Annotated in this window: 12 protein-coding genes; 10 read left to right on the plus strand and 2 right to left on the minus strand. The window is 74.0% G+C overall.

The genetic code is table 11. The annotated features are described in order from the left end of the window. Positions 1 to 783: 783 nt before the first annotated feature. The 3 genes from ACWD38_RS27400 to ACWD38_RS27410 all read left to right on the plus strand — a co-directional run bounded on the left by ACWD38_RS27400 (position 784) and on the right by ACWD38_RS27410 (position 6930). Positions 784 to 1650 carry a hypothetical protein gene (locus ACWD38_RS27400; protein ID WP_246457096.1) on the plus strand — a complete coding sequence of 289 codons (867 nt, stop codon included), beginning with the start codon at positions 784 to 786 and terminating at the stop codon, positions 1648 to 1650. Positions 1651 to 1738: 88 nt separating this feature from the next. Then, a complete protein-coding gene (locus ACWD38_RS27405) occupies positions 1739 to 3631 on the plus strand; it encodes a DNA polymerase Y family protein (protein WP_450125219.1) in 1893 nt (630 codons plus the stop codon). Further along, on the plus strand, positions 3628 to 6930 hold the full coding sequence (locus tag ACWD38_RS27410; protein ID WP_450125216.1) for an error-prone DNA polymerase: 3303 nt from the start codon (positions 3628 to 3630) through the stop codon (positions 6928 to 6930). The genes ACWD38_RS27405 and ACWD38_RS27410 overlap by 4 nt, the downstream gene beginning before the upstream one ends. Positions 6931 to 7208: 278 nt before the next feature. Here the strand turns inward: ACWD38_RS27410 and ACWD38_RS27415 are convergent, their stop codons facing one another. Continuing rightward, positions 7209 to 8507, minus strand: a complete 1299-nt coding sequence (locus tag ACWD38_RS27415) for an ArgE/DapE family deacylase (protein WP_343071590.1) — start codon at positions 8505 to 8507, stop codon at positions 7209 to 7211. Positions 8508 to 8565: 58 nt separating this feature from the next. Between ACWD38_RS27415 and ACWD38_RS27420 the strand changes: the two genes are divergently transcribed. The 3 genes from ACWD38_RS27420 to ACWD38_RS27430 all read left to right on the plus strand — a co-directional run bounded on the left by ACWD38_RS27420 (position 8566) and on the right by ACWD38_RS27430 (position 10054). Further along, a complete protein-coding gene (locus tag ACWD38_RS27420; RefSeq protein ID WP_243791745.1) occupies positions 8566 to 9027 on the plus strand; it encodes a universal stress protein in 462 nt (153 codons plus the stop codon). 187 nt (positions 9028 to 9214) lie between these two features. Beyond that, on the plus strand, positions 9215 to 9346 hold the full coding sequence (locus ACWD38_RS27425) for a hypothetical protein (RefSeq protein ID WP_281398368.1): 132 nt from the start codon (positions 9215 to 9217) through the stop codon (positions 9344 to 9346). Between the two features lie 108 nt (positions 9347 to 9454). Beyond that, positions 9455 to 10054 (plus strand): pentapeptide repeat-containing protein, encoded by a 600-nt coding sequence (locus ACWD38_RS27430; protein ID WP_450125217.1) that lies wholly within the window; start codon positions 9455 to 9457, stop codon positions 10052 to 10054. Positions 10055 to 10582: 528 nt separating this feature from the next. Here the strand turns inward: ACWD38_RS27430 and ACWD38_RS27435 are convergent. After that, positions 10583 to 13765, minus strand: coding sequence for a glycohydrolase toxin TNT-related protein (locus ACWD38_RS27435; protein WP_450125218.1), 3183 nt, complete (start codon positions 13763 to 13765; stop codon positions 10583 to 10585). Between the two features lie 263 nt (positions 13766 to 14028). On the opposite strand from ACWD38_RS27435, the gene ACWD38_RS27440 reads away from it, so the two are divergent. From ACWD38_RS27440 to ACWD38_RS27455, 4 genes are all read left to right on the plus strand, one after another. After that, positions 14029 to 15270, plus strand: a complete 1242-nt coding sequence (locus tag ACWD38_RS27440) for an MFS transporter (RefSeq protein ID WP_184482947.1) — start codon at positions 14029 to 14031, stop codon at positions 15268 to 15270. Continuing rightward, on the plus strand, positions 15267 to 16235 hold the full coding sequence (locus ACWD38_RS27445) for a DMT family transporter (protein ID WP_343071589.1): 969 nt from the start codon (positions 15267 to 15269) through the stop codon (positions 16233 to 16235). Before ACWD38_RS27440 ends, ACWD38_RS27445 begins: the two co-directional genes overlap by 4 nt. 56 nt (positions 16236 to 16291) lie before the next feature. Then, a complete protein-coding gene (locus ACWD38_RS27450) occupies positions 16292 to 17143 on the plus strand; it encodes a bifunctional methylenetetrahydrofolate dehydrogenase/methenyltetrahydrofolate cyclohydrolase (protein WP_184482944.1) in 852 nt (283 codons plus the stop codon). A 70-nt stretch (positions 17144 to 17213) separates the two neighbouring features. Continuing rightward, the gene (locus tag ACWD38_RS27455) at positions 17214 to 17510 is read left to right on the plus strand and encodes a DUF3017 domain-containing protein (RefSeq protein WP_184482941.1); all 297 of its coding nucleotides are present in this window, start codon (positions 17214 to 17216) and stop codon (positions 17508 to 17510) included. Positions 17511 to 17793 lie beyond the last annotated feature (283 nt).

The raw sequence follows: 17793 nt of genomic DNA on the forward strand, positions 1-17793 counted from the left end.
GCGAGAAGGAAGCTGAGAACCCGCGGGTGAGCGGCTTCTCGACGTGGGCTATTCGCTTCGCGAATACAGGCACGGCCTTCGGCCGCAAGGCAGGCGGGCTTCGCCGCCCAAGGCACGGCCTTCGGCCGCCAGGCACGGCTTCGCCGCTGATTGGAAGCGGTGAGAAGAAGGGCTCCGGGGAGGGGCGGCACGGGAATCCCGTGCCGCCCCTTTTTCGTGCGCCGGGGACGTCCGGGCGGGGCTTCGCCGTGGGCGGGATTGTCGGTGTTCGGGTGCAGGATGGGTCCGTCCGGGGCGAGGCCGGGGGCTTGGACGGGGCGGTGCGACGTCGACCTGCGGTTATCGAACTTGTGTTCGCTCTTTGGTGTGAACGCCTTGACGGCGGCGCCGTGGCCAGGGTTTACTTAGGTCAATCGAACGCAAGTTCGATCTCTGGAAAAGGCCGGGAACGGCCTGGGTGGTCCGGGACGCGGGGTTCTCGGCCCGCTGGAATCCGGAGGTTCCCCCGCGTCGCGGGGGCGTGCGGGAACGACGGGTGATCGTCAACGGGTGATGTCGAGGAAGGGGTGCAACGGCAACAGCGGTGGTCCGCGAGCGAGGGGCCGCCGGAAGGACTGGAAGAACTGGAAGAACTCTGGAGCGATCGCCGTCGGGGGGCGGTTGCTCCACGGGGTGGTGTCGTTCGGGTGCAGACGACACGACCTCTCCGCTGTCTCCCCACAGCGGACGTGGATGCCCGAGAAGGGGTCGGGCATCCCTGCGAACGAGGTGGGGAGACAGCGGATGTCCGCGAGTACGCCCTTGGTGGCGTTGGACGGGGTGGCCACGGCTCACGGGGTGTCCGTGGCCTCCTCGGCCGCAGAGGTGGGCGGCGATCCCGTTGCGGGACGGGTGCTGCCCACGCGGGCGGAATTCGCCGCCGTGCTGCCATGGCCAGGCCTGCGCCGTGGCAGCACGGTGGCGGTGCACGAATCGACTTCGCTGCTGTTCGCCTTGCTGTCCGAGGCGACGGCGGCGGGATCTTGGGCGGCCGTGGTCGGGCTGCCCGGTCTCGGGCTGGCCGCGGCGGCCGAGGCCGGGGTGGAGCTGTCCCGGCTGGCCTTGGTCCCGCGACCGGGCGACGACCCGGTCGCGGTGATCTCAGCCTTGCTCGACGGGGTGGACCTGGTGGTGGTCGGTCGACCGGGGCTGGTGACCGAGGCCGATGCCCGCCGGTTGTCCACGCGGGCTCGGCACCGTGGCGCGGTGCTGCTGCCGTTCGGTTCCTGGCCGGGGGCCGAAGTGCGGTTGCGCTGCACGCAGGCGCGCTGGCACGGCCTCGGGCAGGGCCATGGTCACCTGCGGGAGCGGGAGATCACGGTGGGGGCGAGCGGTCGAGGCGCGGCTTCCCGGCCGCGTTCGTGCCGGTTGCTCTTGCCGGGCCGAGGTGGACCGGTGGCGTCGCCGGTGCCGGACGCGGAGGTCGGTGAGCCGCCGGTCCGGATTCCGGGCGACGGGCAGGACGGCCTGGCCGGTCGAGGCGCGGAGGGCGGAAGCGGTCCGGACGCTTCGGACGGCTGGGTGGTCCCGGGAATGCCGGGCGGCTCCGCGCGGACCGACCGAGGACGCGGGGCGCTGCGTTCGGTGGCGGGTGGCGACCGTGCCGGATGACGTCGCGGGCCGTTCCTCTCCCGGCCGGGCAGTGGAGGGCTTCGCCGATCCGGGCGCGGTGGAGCCGGATGCGCGGCCCGGTCGCGCGGTGCGGCGGTTCCTCGTGTGGTGCCCGGATTGGCCGGTGGTCGCCGCGGCGCTGGCCGACGGGCTCGGCCCGCTGGCACCCGCCGCGGTGTTCAGCGCGAACCGGGTGTTGGCCTGTTCGGCGACGGCGCGGGACGCCGGAGTGCGGCGCGGGATGCGGCGCCGGGAAGCGCAGGGGCGGTGCCCGGAGCTCGCGGTGTCCGAGCACGACCCCGCGCGGGACGCGCGGCTGTTCGAGCCGGTCGTGGCGGCGGTGGAGCAGCTCACGCCCGGCGTGGAGATCGTGCGCCCGGGGCTGGTGGCGGTCCCGGCACGCGGGCCGGCGCGGTACTTCGGGTCGGAGGACGCCGCCGCGGAACGGCTGGTCGACCAGGTCGCCGCGCGAGCCGGGGTGGAATGCCAGGTGGGAGCGGCCGACGGGCTGTTCGCCGGAGTGCTCGCGGCTCGGCGCGGAGTGCTGGTGGCAGCGGGCGGGAGCCGGGAGTTCCTCGCCCCGCTCGACATCGCCGAGATCGACCAGCCCGCGCAGCGGCTCACGACGGACCGGGCGGAACTGGTGGATCTGCTGCGCCGCTTGGGCATCCGCACGCTCGGCGAGTTCGCCGCGCTGGTGCCCGGTGACGTCGCGACCCGCTTCGGCGCAGATGCGCTGCTGGCTCAGCGCGCCGCGCGCGGCGAGGAAGAACGCCCGCCGGATCGGCGGCGCCCGCCGCCGGAGCTGGCGGTCACCGAGCGGCTGGATCCACCGGTGGACCGGGTGGACGCCGCCGCGTTCGCCGCGAAGTCGCTGGCGGAACGGCTGCACCTGCTGCTGGGCGAGCGCGGTCTCGCCTGCACGCGGCTGGGCATCTCGGCGCGGACCGAGAACGGCGAACAGCTGCACCGGGTGTGGCGGTGCGCGGAGCCGCTGACCCCGGCCGACACCGTGGACCGGGTGCGCTGGCAGCTCGACGGCTGGCTCAGCGCCCGCTCGCGGGAACCCCGCCCCACCTCAGGGGTGGCGGTGCTGGAGCTGTGCCCGGAGGAGGTCGTGGGCGCGGGCGGGCTCCAGCTGGACCTGATGCGCTCGGCCACCGGCGCAGCCGATGCTCGTGCGGGCAGGGCGTTCGTGCGCGTGCAAGGTCTGCTCGGCCCGGACCAGGTGCTGGTGGGAATCCCGTCCGGCGGCCGGGACGCGCGGGATCGGGTGACGCTGGTGCCGTGGGGCGCGGAGCGTCGCCCGCAGCGGGAACCGGATCGGCCGTGGCCGGGGCGGATTCCGGCGCCGTCGCCGTCGGTGCTGCCCGAGTCGCCGTGGCCCGCGACGGTCCTGGACGCGGCGGGAGAGCCGGTGCGGATCACCTCCCGGCTGGAGCTGACCGCACCGCCGCACCGGGTGCTGGTGCGGGGACGCGCGCGGACGGTGGTCGGCTGGGCCGGGCCGTGGCCGCTGCGGGAGCGCTGGTGGGACCCGCCTCGCGGCGCCCCGGACGCGGCGGGTCCGGCGGCGTCCGCCTCGGGTGCCGGGCCGGAGGTGGCGGGGGCAGGTGTCTCGCCGGGAACGGTGGCGCGGATGCAGGTCGTGCTGGCCCCGGCCGGGGAGACCGGCCGCGCGGAGCCGGGCACCGTCGCGCCGGTCCGGAACCTGCCGAGCGGTCGGGCCCCGCAGCGGCCGTCGCCCGGACGCGGGCACCGGCACGCGGAACCGGCCGGACCTGGTGCGCACGACCGGGGCGGCCGCTCCTCGCGCCCGGACGACGGGTCCGGGGCGGAGTTCGATGCGAACTCGCCTGGCTCCGGGGCCACCGGCGGGCCGCAGGCCGCGGCGGGCGGAGATCCCGATGAGCAGGGCGAAGTAGCCCTGCTGCTGGTGCACGAGAACGACGAGTGGTGGGTGCAAGGGGTGTACAGGTGAGCTGGTTCAATCCGCCGCAGTCCTGGTCGGAACTGGAAAAGGCGTTGTCCGGCAAGGGAACCCTGCCGCGCGACGAGTCCTTCCCCGGCGACGGCGGGGACAGCCCGGCCTGGACCCGGGCCCGCGCGCCCTACGCGGGCGGCGGTGAACCCGCCGTCGCGGCGGTGCCGTACGCCGAACTGCACGCGCACTCGCACTTCAGCTTCCTCGACGGCGCGAGCTACCCGGAGGAACTGGTCGCCGAAGCGGCCCGGCTCGGGCTGGAATCGGTGGCGCTGACCGACCACGACGGCATGTACGGGGTGGTGCGCTTCGCGGAGGCCGCCGCCGAACACGGCATGCGCACCCTGTTCGGCTCCGAGCTGAGCCTCGGCCCGGCGGGCGGGCGGGCGAGCGGGCGCACCGGGGAACCGGACCCGCCGGACCGGCACCTGCTGGTGCTGGCCCGCGACCCGGCGGGCTACGGCCGGTTGTGCCGGGCGATCAGCACCGCGCAGCTGCGCGGGCAGGAGAAGGGCCGGCCGCAGTACGACTTGGCGGAACTCGCCGCGGAGGCCGCGGGCCACTGGCTGGTGCTGACCGGCTGCCGCAAGGGCGCGGTGCGCTCGGCGTGGGAGTCCGGCGGGATGTCGGCGGCGTCGGCGGAACTGGACCGGTTGGTGGCGCTGTTCGGCGCGGACAACGTGGCGGTGGAGCTGACCGATCACGGAGCTCCGGAGGATTCGGTGCGCAACGACGCGCTGTACGAGCTGGCGCGGCGCCACGACCTGCGGGCGGTGGCGTCCACGGCGGCGCACCTGGCCACCCCCAGCCGGGAGCGGGTCGCGTCGGTGCTGGCGGCGATCCGCGCGCGCAGCAGCCTGGACGCGATGGACGGCTGGCTGCCGCCGTCGGCGGCGGCGCACCTGCGTTCCGGGGCGGAGATGGAGCGCCGGTTCGCCCGCTACCCGGGCGTGGTGGCCGCCGCCGCGGAACTGGGCCGGGAGTGCGCGTTCGACCTGCGCCTGGTGGCGCCGCGGCTGCCGCCGTTCGACGTCCCGCCGGGGCGCACCGAGGCGGGGCACCTGCGGGAGCTGACGATGCGGGGAGCGCTGGACCGCTACGGCCCGCCGCAGCGGAGCCCGGCCGCCTACCGGCAGCTGGAGCACGAGCTGGCGGTGATCGAACAGCTGGACTTCCCCGGTTATTTCCTGGTGGTGCAGGACATCGTGCGGTTCTGCCAGGAGCAGGACATCTTGTGCCAGGGCCGGGGTTCGGCGGCGAACTCGGCGGTGTGCTTCGCGCTGCGGATCACCAACGCGGACCCGGTGCGCTACGAGCTGCTGTTCGAGCGGTTCCTGGCGCCGGAGCGGGACGGCCCGCCGGACATCGACCTGGACATCGAGTCGGACCGCCGCGAAGAGGTGATCCAGTACGTCTACCGCAAGCACGGCCGCACGCACGCCGCGCAGGTGGCGAACGTGATCTCGTACCGGCCGAAGTCGGCGGTGCGCGACGTGGCGCGGGCGCTGGGGCATTCGCCGGGGCAGCAGGACGCGTGGAGCAAGCAGGTGGAGAGCTGGCACGAGCTGCCCCCGGACGACGAGATCCCGAGCCAGGTGACGGAGCTGGCGAACGAGCTCATCGGGTTCCCCCGGCACCTGGGCATCCACTCCGGCGGCATGGTGCTCTGCCACCAGCCGGTGAGCGAGGTGTGCCCGGTGGAGTGGGCGCGGATGCCGGGCCGCACGGTGCTGCAGTGGGACAAGGACGACTGCGCCGCGGCGGGCCTGGTGAAGTTCGACCTGCTGGGCCTGGGCATGCTCTCGGCGCTGCACTACGCGATCGACCTGGTCGCCGAGCACCACGGCCGCCGCGTCGACCTGGGTGAGCTGGACCTGGCCGACGACGCGGTGTACGAGATGCTGCGCCGCGCCGACGCGATCGGCGTGTTCCAGGTGGAGAGCCGGGCCCAGCTGGCGACGTTGCCGAGGTTGAAGCCGCGGGAGTTCTACGACTTGGTGGTGGAGGTGGCGCTGATCCGACCCGGTCCGATCCAGGGCGGCTCGGTGCACCCCTACATCCGCCGCCGCAACGGCCTGGAGGAGTGGGAGTACGAGCACCCGCTGATGGAGGGCGCGCTGGCGAAGACCTTGGGCGTCCCGCTGTTCCAGGAGCAGCTGATGCAGCTGGCGGTGGACGTCGCGGGCTTCTCCGCGGCGGAGGCCGACGAGCTGCGCCGGGCGATGGGCGCGAAGCGCTCCGGGGAGCGGATGCGGCGGCTGCGGGACCGGTTGTTCGAGGGGATGGCGGCCAACGGCATCGGCGAGGAGCTGGGGGAGCGGGTGTACGCGCGGCTGCTGGCGTTCGCCAACTACGGCTTCCCGGAGAGCCACGCGTTGAGCTTCGCGCTGCTCGTGTTCGCCAGCGCCTGGTTCAAGCGCTACTACCCGGCGGCGTTCTGCTCGGCGTTGCTCAAGGCGCAGCCGATGGGGTTCTACTCGCCGCAGTCGCTGGCCGCGGACGCGCGCAGGCACGGGGTCCGGGTGTTCGGGCCGGACGTGAACGCGAGCCGGGTGCGGGCTGACCTGGAGGCGGACCCGGAGTCGGACGGTGGGAAGGCGGTGCGGCTGGGGTTGGCGTCGGTGCGCACCGTCGGCGAGGGCGTCGCGGAGCGGCTGATGGCCGAGCGCGCCGAGCACGGCCCGTTCGCGGATCTGGTGGACGTGGCGCGGCGGGTGTCGTTGACGGCGCCGCAGATGGAGGCGCTGGCCACGGCGGGGGCGTTCGGCTGCTTCGGCTTGTCCCGCAGGGAGGCGTTGTGGAACGCGGCGGCCGCCGCCGGGGACCGTCCGGACCGGTTGCCGGGCACGACGGTGACGGCGGCGGCTCCGGTGCTGCCCGGCATGGACGGGGTGGAGCTGGCGGCCGCGGACGTGTGGGCGACGGGGGTGTCCCCGGACAGCTTCCCGGTGCAGTTCCTGCGTTCCCGGCTGGACGAGCTGGGGGCGGTCCCGGCCGCCGGTCTGTCCGATGTGGAGCACGGGAGCCGGGTGCTGGTCGGGGGTGCGGTGACGCACCGGCAGCGCCCGGCCACGGCGGGCGGCATCACCTTCCTGAACATGGAGGACGAGACCGGGATGATCAACGTGGTGTGCTCGCCGGGGCTGTGGGCGCGCTACCGCTCGGTGGCCCGCGGCAGTGCCGCGCTGCTGGTCCGCGGGACGGTGGAGCGCACCGAGGGCGTCGTGAACCTCCGAGCCGACCGCCTCCAGCGCCTCGACATGCGAGTCCCCTCCACCTCCCGAGACTTCTGCTGACCCCGCCCTCTGACCCCACGCCCTGTGGACACCTCACGCCCCTGTGGACAACTCCAGCAATTTCGCGAGAAATTGAAACGCCCCACCGCCACCGAAGATCACTCAATAGCCCACTGATCTGCGGTTTCGGGTGGAAGTTCCGGGTGGGCCGGTCGGTGCTGCCTCGCAAATTCTCGCGAAATTGCGGGTGGTTGAACAAGGTGTGGCCGGGTGGGCGGGGGTGTTTCGGGGGCCTTGATCGTGGAGTTGTGCACAGGGGTGGTGCTTTCGGGGCGGGGTCAGGTCGTGCCGCAGCGGCGGAGGGCGAGCAGGACGTAGGTGCGCGCCACCTGCTCCAGCTCGGCCACGGAGACCTGCTCGTCGTGGGCGTGGGCGTAGCCGATGTCGCCGGGGCCGAACTGCAGCGTCGGGACGCCGGCCGCGGCGTACTGCCGGAGGTCGGTGCCGTACGGGGCGCCCAGCACCGCGGGCTCGGCGCCACCGGCGTCGAGCACCGCGCCGCGGGTCTCCTCCAGCAGCGGATGCCCCTTCGGTAGCCGCCCGCTGGCGAACACGCCGCCGGGCCAGCTCACCCGCACCGGGTGCTCCGCGAACCACGGGTCGTCGGCGCAGGCCCGCGCGATGGCGGTGGTGAACTCCTCCTTCGCCTGCGCGAGGTCCTCGTCCAGCCGCACCCCGTACCGGCCCTCGGCGACGGCGAGGTCGGGCACCGTGCTGGCCCAGTCCCCGGCCCGGACCACACCCACCGACAGCGGGTACGGCAGTTCCAGGTGCGCGACGAGCGGGTCCGGGTCGGCGTTGCGCCGCGCCTCCAGCTCCCGCAGCGCGGGCAGCAGCCCGGCCAGCCCGTCGACGGCGTTCACCCCGCGCAGCCGGGTGGAGCCGTGCGTGCTCTGACCGCTGATCTCCAGCCGGAACGTGAGCGATCCGCCGTTGGCGGCGACGATGGTGCCCCCGCTGGGTTCGGCGAGCACGCACGCCGCGGCCCGGTGCCCGCGCCGCAAGGTCGCGAACGCGCCGAGCCCGCCGTCCTCCTCGCCGACCACCGCGTGCACCCCGACGGGCCGCCGCAGCGAGATCCCCGCCGTGCGCAGCGCTTGCAGCGCGCCGAGGAACGCCGCGATGCCGCCCTTCATGTCGCAGGTACCGCGCCCGGCGGCGATGCCGTCGCGCACGCGCAGCGCGTACGGGTCGCGATCGGGCCAGCGATCCAGGTCGCCGGGCGGCACGACGTCGGTGTGCCCGCAGAACACCAGCGCCGGATCACCGTCGCCCGCGACGCCGACGCACCCGTAGGCCGCGTCCCGCTGCGCTTCCTGACCGGGGAAGCCGGGCTGCGCGGTGAGCTCGTCGAGATCGATCCGCCAGTGGTCCACCCGGTGCCCGAGGCCGCGGAGCCGGTCGGCGCACCACTGCTGCGCGTCCTGCTCGCCGGTGGTGCCGCCGACGCTGGGGATGGCGACGAGTTCCCGCAGGTCCTGGAGGATTCCGTCGAGGTCGACCGCGTCCAGCGCCCGGCGCTCGACCTCGGAGTGCGCGGATTCGCCGTGCTCGAAGCTGCTGCGATAGGTCGTCACGCCCCGAGTGTGGCGCATGGTCGTCGGGACGTGGCGGGCCTGCTACTACCATTCCGGCGTGGCCGAAGGCGACAAGACCGAGCGTGAGTTCGAAATCGGGAAAGACGGGCTGGGCGGCATCGTCGTCGGAATGGACGGCAGCCCCGCGAGCTTCCACGCCGCCGCGTGGGCGGCCGGACTGGCCCGTCGCGAACGCGCGCGCCTGGTCCTGGTGTACGTCGAGGCGGTGGGCGGGGTGGCCTACTGGTCCCCGATGGGGGTCGCGGTGGCCAGCGAAGCCGCCGAAAGCCTCGTCGAGGAGTTGAAGAAGGAGGTCGTGGCGCACCTGCGCTACATCGACATCGACTGGGACTTCGTGCACCACCGCGGTGATCCGGCGGTGGGCCTGGAGCAGGTCGCCGAGCAGTACCGGGCCGACCTGATCGTCGTGGGCCGGTCCCGGCGGCGCGGCGGACTCCTCGGTACCGTTCCCGCGACGCTCGTCGTGGAAGCGGTGCGTCCCGTGGTGGTCGTTCCGTAACCGCCATTCATTCTCGGCCGGATTAATCTTTCTTCCGCTCCGCCGAATGGTGGACTCGAATGCGGGCGATCTTGATCCGGTCTCACGGATCGGCCGTCCGTGTGAAGATGTCGGCATGAGCGAGGACGGGCCTGGATTCGAGCAAGGGCCGAACACCGTGTGCTTTAGCTGCGCGGGGTTCCGCAAAGTGAGTGAACCGCGCCTGTACGTCATCCAAGCCACGCGGGAGACCGAGACGGGCATGTCGATGGGCGAGTGGCGCAGCTGCCCCCATTGCGGCGGAGCGGGCCGGTTGCCGGGATTGCAACCGCCGATCTGATCAATTCTCATCCGCGCACCCCGCTGCACCGCTCGGAGCACCCCCAGCGCACTGCGACGACCACGGGTGACCGGTCCGGTTCCGAGCGCGCTCTGCGAAGCTGGGCGCATGGCAGAGGCGCAACGCACCATCGGCGAGGATTTCACCGACGCGGTCCTGACCGGTGCGGAATGGGACGGCCGGGAATTCGAGCAGTGCGATTTCACCGACGCCGACCTCGGCGCGTTGCGCACGCGCAACTGCGTGTTCACCGAATGCACCTTCACCCGCACCGATTTCGCCGAGTCGCGGCATCGGGCGACCGCCTTCCGATCGTGCCGGTTCACCCGCGCGGTGCTGCGCGATTCCAGCTTCGACGGGTGCAGCCTGCTCGGATCGTCGTTCATGGACTGCAGATTGCGGCAGTGGGTGCTGCGCGAGACGGACCTGACGCTGGCCGGGATGGGCCGCGCCGACCTGCGCAAGGTCGACCTGCGCGGCATCCGGTTCCGGGAGGCCAACCTCAGCGAAGCCGACCTGCGCCGCTGCGACCTCCGGGACGCGGACCTGGTCGGCGCGCGGCTGCTCGGCACGAAGCTCGACGACGCCGACCTGCGCGGAGCCCGCATCGACGCGGACGGCCTAGCGCAGAGCTCCCTCACCGGAGCACGAGTAGACATGCAAACAGCCCTAGCCTTCGCCACGTCGATGGGGCTTCGCGTGGAGTGAGCCGGTCGTTTTGCTTTGGGGGTCGGGTGGCGGAACCTCAGCCGGTCTCTCGCTGCGGGATCTTTTTCCCTAGTGGCTCCGCCACGAGGGAAAAAGCTGTCCTCGCGAGAGACCGGCTGAGAACCCGCGGGTTGTCACCTTTTTGACGTGGGCTATGTGCTTCGCACATACAGGCACGGCTACGCCGCAAAGCAGGCGTGGCTTCGCCCGCCCACAGGCACGGCTACGCCGCAAAGCAAGCGTGGCTTCGCCCGCCCACTGCGTGGCTTCGCCCGCCCACAGGCACGGCTACGCCGCAAAGCAAGCGTGGCTTCGCCCGCCCACTGCACGGCTTCGCCCGCCTGAGGCACGGCTTTCGCCGCTAGGGCACGGCTTTCGGTTGTGGGCAGGTGGGGCCTCGGCGCACGCTGCGCGGGTTGGCCGGGGTGCGGCGGGCTTGCTCGTTTCGTCCTTACGGCGCTGGGGTTTTAAGGCAAGAAAGAACCGGCATCGCCCCAAGGCGGTGCCGGTTCTCGTTGTGCTGCTGGGTTATTCGTTCGGTGGGCGCTGGGCGTCGTTGATCTCCTGCAAGGTGCCGTCGGCGAGGAGGTCGTTCACCGAACCGGGCAGCACGTAGGCGGTGCCGCCGCCGGGCTGCTCGAACCACGGGACCGCCGTGCCGCGCAGCGCCTGCACCGGCCGCTGCACGCGGAACGCCGCGTACTGGCGGGTGGACCACTGCGGCGGCAGCGAACGCTGGCTGTACGGCGTGTGCGCGGCGTAGGTGACGTTGCCCGCCGGGTCGCCGAAGCGGTCCAGCTCGGTGCCGGGCTGCAGCACGAGGGTCCGCCGGTCCCGGTACAGCGTCAACGGCGGTTCGCCGCGCAGCGGCTGGATGTTCCCGGCCGGCTGCTGCTGTTGCTGGGGGTGCGGCTGCTGCTGCTCACCCGGGCCGTTCTGCGGCGGGCGCTTGATCGGCCCGCCGGGGCGGCCCTGCGGCTCGCCCTGCGGTCCCTGCGGGCCCGGTCCCTGCCGCGGCGGACCGGCCATGCCGGGTCCGGGCGGGCCGGGACGGCGCTCGGCGCCCCCGGTCGGAGCGGCACCCGGGCCGCCGTGCGGGCCCTGCGGTCCGGGGCCGCCCGCGGGCGGGCGTCCGGCCGGGTCCTGCTCGGGGCGCGGACCGCCGCGCTGCGGCAACGGCTGGTTCGCCGGTGCCTGCTGGCCACCGGGGCCTTGCTGCGGGCCGGGGCCCTGCGGTCCGCCCGGCCCCTGCGGCGCCTGGCCTTGACCGGGGCCCTGCGGGGTCGGGGCGAAACCGTTCGGCGCCGCGCCGTTGGAGGCCGCGCCGTTGGGGGCGGCGCCGTTGACGTTCGAGCCGGGCTGCACCGTCGGCAGCGGCTGGAACCGGGTCGCCTCCGCGTCGGGAGCGGCGGCGGTCTGGAAGTCGCCGCCGTCGGCGGATTCCGCCTCGGCCGGTCCCTGGTTCGCGGTGAACAGGAAGTGCCCGCCGGTGCCCGCCTCGGGCTGGCGCTGCGCCGGCTCGGGCGGGGTGCTGCCGCGGCGAGGCAGGTCACCGATCGGGGCGCGCTGGGCCTCGGCCCCCGCGTCCGGTTCGGCGTTCGCCGCTTCGCGCTGAGCGCCTGCCGAGCGGTCCTCCGCCGGGCCGGACTCGGCACCCGCGGTCTCGAACTCGGCGGGCTCGGCCGCGGCGTCGTCCGGCTCCTCCCGGTGGTCCTTGAACAGGCCGTCGGCAGGGGATTCGGGCGTGCTGCCGAACGCGGCGAACCCACCGGACCCGCCGGACCCGCTGCGCTCGTCGGACGAGGCGGCGAATCCCGCGGCGGCACCGGAGACCAGCGCGGCACCGCCGACGGCGGCGGGGGCCTCGGCTTCCGGCTCCGCGGCGCGGGCCACGTCGGGCTCGGGCGCGGACGGTTCCGGAACCTCCGGCGCGTCCACCGCGGCCTCCGGCAGCGAACGCCGCCGCTGGTCCTCGGCGGCGGGCAGCGGCGCCGTGCTGGACAGCAGCAGGCTGCCGAGCAGGAACGCCGCCGCCTGATCGGCGTGCTCGAAGTGCAGGTCGCCGTGCAGGTCGTCCTCGCCCGCGGTGACGACCCAGCCGGGTTCGTCGCGCAGCAGGCAGCGCGCGTCGGCGGAGTGGCTGCCGATGCGGTACTCGTGGCCGTCGACGCCCAGCTCGGTGAGCCGGTCGTGCAGCCGCGCCAGGATCGCCTGCGTCTCGTCGAGGTCCTCGTCGGCGTCGACGCCGTGGCGCGACCCGGGTTCCTCGTCCGCGTCGCCCAGGTCCAGCCCGGCCGGAGCCTGCTCGACGCGTTCCGCGTCGTGGTCGATCAGCGGCTCCGAATCGTGGGTGAGCAGCGGCAGGTCCGCCTCGGCCGGGGCCTGCTCGGAGAGCTCGTCGCGGTGGGTGAGCAGCGGAGTGCTCGCCGCGAAGCCGGTGTCGGGGCGGGGAGCCGCGAACGCGTTCGCGTCGGCGGGGGCGTCCTGCCACGACTCGGCCGGGGAGTCCTCGCGCGCCTGGGCGGGCGCGGGCAGCCGCACCGCGAAGTCCTCCTCCACGCGCGGCGTCTCGCCGGTGGCCTGGTCGTCGTAGCCGGCTTGGCCGGTCGCGTCGGCCTGGTCGAAGTCCGGCTGGTCGAACAGCTCGCGCACGGCCGCGTCCCGAGTGCGGTCGTCGACCTCGGCGAGGGCGAACCGGCGGGAGCGGACGTGCTCGACGAGCTCCGGCTGCGGCGGCACGCCGTACTGCACCAGGTAGTACGGGACCGCGCCCGGCCACACCCACACGCCGTCGGTGTGCCAGGTGGAGGGCACCGATGCGGGCGCGTTCGGGTCGAGCAGGTCGTCGTCGTTGTCGCGCGAGGCGAGCACGATCGGCGCGTTCTCCAGGTAGTGGCGCAGCGCGCCGACCTCGTCCTGGTGCACCGGCGCGCGGGTCGCCACCAGCGGGCGCCCCTGCTCGTCGAAGTCGTCGAACACCAGCGCCGTGCGGAACCCGGCGCCCGGTTCGTCCGAAGTGGACGTTTCGGGCGGCTCGGGGCGGGCCTGCTCGGCGGCGGCGCCGAACGCGGGAGCCTGCTCCGGGGCGTGCTGCTCGGGACGGGACGGTTCCCGCACCGGCAGCTCGGGCCCGGCCTGTTCCGGGGCGGGGCGTTCCTGGGCGGCGGGCACCTGTCCCGTCGGCTGCGGTGCGACCGGAGCCTGCGCGGCCGGCGCCTGGGGGGCGGGCGCCTGCTGCTGGGCCGGTCCGGGACCGGCCGGGTCCGCCGGGGCGGTCGCGGCGTCCAGCTTCCCCCGCATCCAGTCCGGCACGTTGTCGTCGGTGCGCGGGTAGCGGCGCAGCTCGTCGACGTACGCGGCGCGCGGCAGCGGGCGCTGCCACTGCGGCTCGGCGTCGAAGTTGATGTCGATGCGGTAGCTCGACGGCCGCTCCACCACGTAGAGCGCGCTGAGCCAGGTACCCACATCGGGCCGGTACATGCCCTCGCGGAGGTGCTCGAAGATCGCCCATAGTTCTTCGGGCGGCTCCCACGGTTCGGTGCCCCCGTCCTGGGCGGCGACCTCCCCGAGCAGATCCTGGTACTCGCCCGTGGCGCGGTACTCGACCGTGATCTGCTGCCAGTCCTCAGGTGCGGCCTGCAACAGCAGGACGCCGATCCTGCGGGCTATCTGTTCCTGCTCTTCCGGACTGATCGCTGTCGGACGCGACATGGGTGACATCCTCCCCCTCTCATCCAGGCACACCGACCCCACCCCGCGAAAACGCTACTCGAAGGGTCGATCGTGGTGTGTCTTCCCGGGTGAGTTCGGTGCAATGGTTCGGCGCCGTGAGCTCGGCGGTGATCGTCGGGTGGGCTGTTCCGAGCTCCAAAGCCTGCCTTGTGGATGCTCCGAGCGACATCACACCACCAGGTGTGATCCGGTGAACGATAATTCGGTGGCCGTCACAGGTGCGCCCCGGCACAGTGATCCGAGTGCTGCGCCCCTACCTGCTGCTCGCCCAGGTCCCGCACGCCTTCGCGCTGCTCGGCGCCTGCCTGCTGGCGCGGCTGCACCAACCGGCGATCAACCTGGTGCTCACCTTCCTGATCGCGGACTGGACCGGGTCGTACGCGGCGGGTGGCGTCGTCGGCGGCGCGATCACCGTCGGTCAGGCCGTCGCCGGACCGTTCCGGGGTCGCGCCGCGGACCGGTCGGGGCCGTCGAAGGTGCTGCTGATCACGGGCTGCGGTTACGGGCTCGGGCTGGGGCTGATCGCGCTGCTCGCGCGGCCGGGCGGCTGGTTGCCCGCGTCGTGGTGGTGGCTGCTGCTGCCCGTGGCGTTCGCCACGGGGTTGTCGTTCCCGCCTTCCGGGCAGGTCGGGCGGGCCATGTGGGTGCGGATCGCCGACGGCCCCGCCCGGCAGGCGGCGTTCGCCGTCGAGGCGACCGCGCAGGAGCTGCTTTTTGTGGCCGCCCCGATCCTCGCCGCGTTCGCCGTGGCCGCGCAGGGCGCGTTCGCGGCGACCCTGTGGTGCGGCGCGTTCGGCGCGCTCGGTGCAGCCGTGTTCGCCGCGACGCTGCGGCGGGCCGGGCTGCGGGCGGTGCCGCCGGAGGTGGCGGACCGGGGCGGGGCGTCGTTGCTCGCGGCGCCGGGCTTCGGTCTCCTGCTCGGCTTCGGCTGCCTGATGATCGGCGGTGTGATCACCGTGGACCTGCTGATCGTCGGCTGGGCGCGGGAGCGCGGCACCCCGGAGCTGGCGGGCTACCTGGCGGCGGCGTGGGCGATCGGCTCGCTGGTCGGCGGGCTGCTGCTGGGCGCGGCGGCCGGTCGGCCGCGGGTGTGGTTGCGCGGCGCGCTGGCCGTCGCGGGCATCGTCGCGCTCGTCCCGGTGCTGCCGCCGGTGGCCGTTCCCGGCTCGCCGTGGCTGGTGACGGCGGTGCTGCTGGTGGGCGGGCTGGCGATCGCGCCGATGTTCGCGGCGACCAACGCGCGGCTCGGCGAGCTCGCGCCGGAGGGGCGGCGGGCGGAGGCGTTCGGCTGGCTGGCCAGCGCGGGCATGGTCGGCTCGGCGATCGCGGCGCCCGCGACGGGCGCGTTGCTGGACGTGTCCGGCCCGGCCGCGGCCGCCGCGATGGGGGCGGTGCTGGCGGCGGTGGCGGTGTGCCTCGTGGCACACCCCAGCGTCCGGAACTCGCGTCCGGCGCCGTGCGCGGAGGAGACTGCCGCCACGTGAGCGCTCAACCCGATTCCGGTTCCCGTTCCGCCGCGCGCAGCCGAGGCCTCGGCATGCTGGGCGCCGTCGTCGTCGGCGTGGTGCTGGCGGTGCAGTCGCGGCTCAACGGCGCGCTCGGCGCGCAGCTGCACGACGGGCTCGCGGCGGCGCTGATCTCGTTCGGCTCGGGGCTCGTCGTGCTGCTGATCGCGACGTCGTTCATGCCGGTGGCGCGGGCGGGCCTGCGCGCGGTGCGCGACGCGCTGCGCGGGGGAGGGCTGCGCTGGTGGCAGTGCCTCGGCGGGGTCGCGGGCGGGTTCCTCGTGTTCGGCCAGGGCCTGTCGGCGGCGGCGCTGGGCGTCGCGCTGTTCACGGTGGCCGTGGTGGCGGGCCAGGTCGGCAGCGGGTTGGTCGTCGACCGGGTCGGGCTCGGCCCGGCCGGGCCGCAGCGGGTGACCTCGCCGCGCGTGGTGGGCGCGGTGCTGGCGGTGATCGCGGTGCTCGTGGCCGTGTGGGACGAGCTGACCGGGTCGGGCGCGAGCTGGCTGATCCTGGTGCCCGCGCTGGCCGGCATCGGCGTGGCGTGGCAGCAGGCGGTGAACGGGCGGGTGAAGCAGACCGCGGGGTCCCCTGCCGCCGCCGCGGTGATCAACTTCGGGGTCGGCGCGGTGGGGCTGCTGCTGGCCTGGCTGGTGGAGGTCGCGGCGCGCGGCCTGCCGTCCGGGCTGCCCGCGCAGCCGTGGCTCTACATCGGCGGGGTGCTGGGCATCTTCGTGATCGGTGGCGCGGCGGCGCTGGTGCACCGCACGGGGGTCCTGGTGCTGAGCATGGGCATGGTGGCCGGGCAGCTGCTCGGCGCGCTGCTGCTCGACCTGTTCGTGCCCGCGCCCGGCACCGCGGTCCCGGTGACCACGGTGATCGGCGTCGGGCTCACCTTCGTCGCGGTTGCCGTCGCCTCCATCCCGGATCGCACCGCGCGCGCCTGAGCACGGGCCGGACGGCCGGTGATCCGGCCGGGGCCACGTCTGCCACGATTGGCACCGTGAGCGCCACGATCCTGGACGGCAAGGCCACCAAGAACGCGATCTACGACGAGCTGCGGACGCGCGTCGCCCGGCTCGCCGAGCGCGGCGTCACTCCCGGACTGGGGACGGTGCTGGTCGGTGACGACCCGGGCTCGCAGTCGTACGTGCGCGGCAAGCACAACGACTGCGCGAAGCTCGGCATCGCCTCGTTGCGCCGCGACCTCCCGGCCGAGAGCACCCAGGGCGAGCTGGAGGCGGTGCTCGACGACCTCAACGGCGACCCCGCCTGCACCGGCTACATCGTGCAGCTCCCGCTGCCCGCGCACCTCGACGCCGGTCCGCTGCTGGAGCGGGTCGCGCCGGACAAGGACGCCGACGGCCTGCACCCGATCAGCCTGGGCCGCCTGGTCCTCGGCGAACCGGCGCCGCTGCCGTGCACGCCGCGCGGCATCGTGGAGCTGCTGCGGCGCCACGAGGTCGCGCTGGACGGCGCGCACGTCGCCGTCGTCGGCCGCGGCATCACCGTGGGGCGCCCGCTGGGGCTGCTGCTGACCCGGCGCAGCGAGAACGCCACGGTGACCCTGTGCCACACGGGCACTCCGGACCTGGCCGCGGAGGTGCGCCGCGCGGACGTCGTGGTGGCCGCCGCGGGCCGGCCGCACCTGATCACCCCGGACATGGTCAAGCCCGGCGCCGCGGTGCTCGACGTCGGCGTCACGCGCACCGACGAGGGCATCGCCGGGGACGTGCACCCCGAGGTCGCCGAGATCGCCGGGCACTTGTCGCCGAACCCCGGCGGGGTGGGGCCGATGACCCGGGCCATGCTGCTCACCAACGTCGTGGAGGCCGCGGAGCGCCATGTCGGCTGAAGGTTCGGACGGTCATCGCGGGCTGGGCTCTACGATTACCCGGCACTTCGGGCAAGCGTGGGAGGCCGGCATGAACGAACGCTTCGGTGATCGATCGAAGTGGGCGGTGCACGTGCCGTTCGCACTGGTGCTGCTGGTCGCGGCGATCGGTTTCCTGCGGGTGGCGATGCACGCCTGGCGCGAGGGTTCGATGCTGCTGAGCCTGGCGCTGCTGCTAGCGGCGGCGGCACGAGCGTTCTTGACGCGCGACCAGGTGGGCCTGCTCGCAGTGCGCTCCCGCACGGTCGACCTCATCCTCTACGGCGGCTTCGGCCTGGTCCTGATGGCAGTAGCCGTCACCATCGTCGGCGGCCCCCTCGCCTTCTGACCCACAGAACGGCCCCGAAGACCAAGCAGCGGAATCCCACCCCGCAGCCGCCCCTCCCACCACACCCCCGCTGGCCGAAGGCCGTGCCTCGCGGCGAAGCCGTGCAGTGGACGAGCGAGCGAAGTCTGCCTTGCGGCCATAGGCCGTGCCTGTATGCGCGTCAGCGCATAGCCCACGTCGAAAAGCCGCTCACCGGCGGGTTCTCAGCTGTCTTCTCGCGAGGACAGCTTTTTCCCTCGTGGCGGAGCCACTTGGGAAAAAGATCCCGCAGCGAGAAGACAGC

The sequence above is a fragment of the Saccharopolyspora sp. NPDC002578 genome, from assembly GCF_053592695.1.

What these genes read in the sequence shown, in the direction of transcription:
- ACWD38_RS27455 (WP_184482941.1), top strand. Translation starts at nt 17,214, where the DNA reads ATGAACGAACGCTTCGGTGATCGATCGAAGTGGGCGGTGCACGTGCCG.
- ACWD38_RS27400 (WP_246457096.1), top strand. Translation starts at nt 784, where the DNA reads ATGTCCGCGAGTACGCCCTTGGTGGCGTTGGACGGGGTGGCCACGGCT.
- ACWD38_RS27430 (WP_450125217.1), top strand. Translation starts at nt 9,455, where the DNA reads ATGGCAGAGGCGCAACGCACCATCGGCGAGGATTTCACCGACGCGGTC.
- ACWD38_RS27435 (WP_450125218.1), bottom strand. Translation starts at nt 13,765, where the DNA reads ATGTCGCGTCCGACAGCGATCAGTCCGGAAGAGCAGGAACAGATAGCC.